The 2,176-nt window shown below is 71.0% G+C and carries 1 protein-coding gene; it reads left to right on the forward strand.

What is annotated here, in order from left to right:
* Positions 1-210: 210 nt before the first annotated feature.
* Positions 211-1,719 (forward strand): serine/threonine protein kinase, encoded by a 1,509-nt coding sequence (locus JL475_RS38700; RefSeq protein WP_202282878.1) that lies wholly within the window; start codon positions 211-213, stop codon positions 1,717-1,719.
* Positions 1,720-2,176: the final 457 nt, after the last annotated feature.

The following is a 2,176-nucleotide window of genomic DNA, read 5'->3' on the forward strand; positions in this document are numbered from 1 at the left end:
CGGAGCCGGACCCCGGCCCCACCACACCCGACACACCGTCAGGCACTCACACACTCAACAACGTGACAGCGCCGCCGCGGTGCCGTACCGGGGTATTCCAACTCGCCGTGGGTACCCGTGTCCGGCGGCGCGCCGACCACGGCTCGCCAGGAGCATTCGCACCTCAACGCAGTGGGAGAGGGAATGAGGCTTCGTGAGTCGGCTCGGACCATGGCTTCCCGGTGTTCCGCCGAGGTACTGAGCGGCCGGTACCGTCTGGACGATCTCCTTGGTTCGGGCGGCGCCGCGGATGTCTACCGAGGTTTCGATCTGCGATTGAAACGACCGGTGGCGGTCAAGGTCTTCCGGCTCGACACCGGCATCGACGTCGAGGAGAACCTGCACAGCGAAGCGGTGATCCTGGCCCGGTTGCACCACCCCGGACTTGTCACCGCCTACGACGCCGGGCAGCACAACGGACGTGTCTTCCTGGTCATGCAACTGATCGAAGGCGACACACTGAAAAACCGCATCGCCAAGGGCCCGCTGCCACCCAAAGCGACTGCCGCACTCGGCGTCGGCCTGGCCCACGCGCTGGCGCACGCACACGAAGCGGGAATCGTCCACCGGGACGTCAAACCGTCCAACATCCTCCTGGACGCTTCCCACCGCCCCTACCTGACCGACTTCGGCATCTCCCGACTGCTGGACGCCACCAGCCGCACCGCCACCGGCACGCTCGTCGGCACCGCCGCCTACCTCTCCCCCGAGCAGGTCTTCGGCCGGCCCGTCGGCCGGCCCGCCGACGTGTATGCCCTCGGCCTGGTGCTCCTCGAATGCCTCACGGGCAGGCTCGAGTACGACGGTGGCCCCCTTGAGGCCGCGATCGCACGACTGCACCGCCAACCCATCCTGCCCCCCTGCCTGCCGGAACAACTGGCCGTCCTGCTGCGGGACATGACAGCCCTGGACGAGCAGAACCGCCCAACGGCCCGCGACTGCGCCCGCACCCTGGCGGCATCGGCCGAGACAGCACGTCTTGAAGCCGGCCCGCCGGCGCACGCCACGAGCCTCGTCGCCGGCCCCGGACCATCGCAGACGGCCGACCGCACGCACATCAATCCGCTGCCCGACGAGGAGCAGGCTGCTTCCCGCACTACGCCCGCGCGTGGGCGCGCCCTCGTGGCCGGCGCGAGCGTTGCACTCGCCGCTGTCATGGCAACCGCCTTCGCCGTCACCGACGACTCCGCCCCACCGGGCGATGACCGAAGCGCGATCAGGGCCACGAGCGCCCCCACTGGAAAGCCGGATCCCCCTGGCAGCGCGGGGCAGAAGGAGGCGGCCAGGACGTCTGCGGCGGCGCCGTCCTCCGACCCCAGCGCCTCTGCCGGCGCACTCCCCGACTCGGCTCCTCCTGGCAGCGCGGGGCAGAAGGAGGCGGCCAGGACGTCTGCGGCGGCGCCGTCCTCCGACCCCAGCACCTCTGCCGGCACACCCCCCGACGACGTACCCGGGCAAAGCACCGGCCCCGCTTCTCCCGGCCCGAACCACCGCTCCGCCGACGACCCAGCCAAGACGGAACAAGCCGCACCGAGCGACACGGACACATCCGGGGCGGCAACGCCGGGCGACGCGGCAACCGGGACCCCGCACCGACCGCCCGGCCAAGCAGAGAAGACAGAAAAGGCCGAAAGTACGGCACCGCAGAAGGAAGCCGAGAAGACGGCCACGGAACGCTGACGGTGCGAGCGGGATGCCGATCGTCAACGAGGAGTCGAGACGGCAAGAGCGCGCCGCGAGCGCCGTGGAGGAATGCCCGCGGCGGGAGGAGCATCGGTGGCATCCGGCGGGACGCCCTCGATCACGTCCTCATCAGGGGCGAGGCTCACGTCCGACAGGTCCTGGCCCCCTACCAGCGGCACCACACCGCGCACCGGCCCCCTCGGCCCCGCCGTCGGCGGCCACCCGAATCGGCCCGACAGCCCGCCACCGTGCACGCCCCCGATACACGCAGGCCCCTGCGCACCCGCGTCCTCGGCGGCGTCGTCAACGAGTACCGCTCCGCGGCCTGAGCAGCAGCGATGGCTTCCCGAGCCCACAGGGTCTGCGGGCTTTGCTCAGTGCGTGCCGGTCGTCGCCGTGCTGTAGGCGTACAGGGCGACGACGCCGACCACACAGGCGAGGACCATCCAGGAGA

The sequence above is a fragment of the Streptomyces sp. M2CJ-2 genome (assembly GCF_016757295.1).
GTDB lineage: Bacteria > Actinomycetota > Actinomycetes > Streptomycetales > Streptomycetaceae > Streptomyces.

Excerpts from the sequence above, each read along its gene's own strand:
- JL475_RS38700 (WP_202282878.1), top strand. The coding sequence starts at position 211 with ATGGCTTCCCGGTGTTCCGCCGAGGTACTGAGCGGCCGGTACCGTCTG.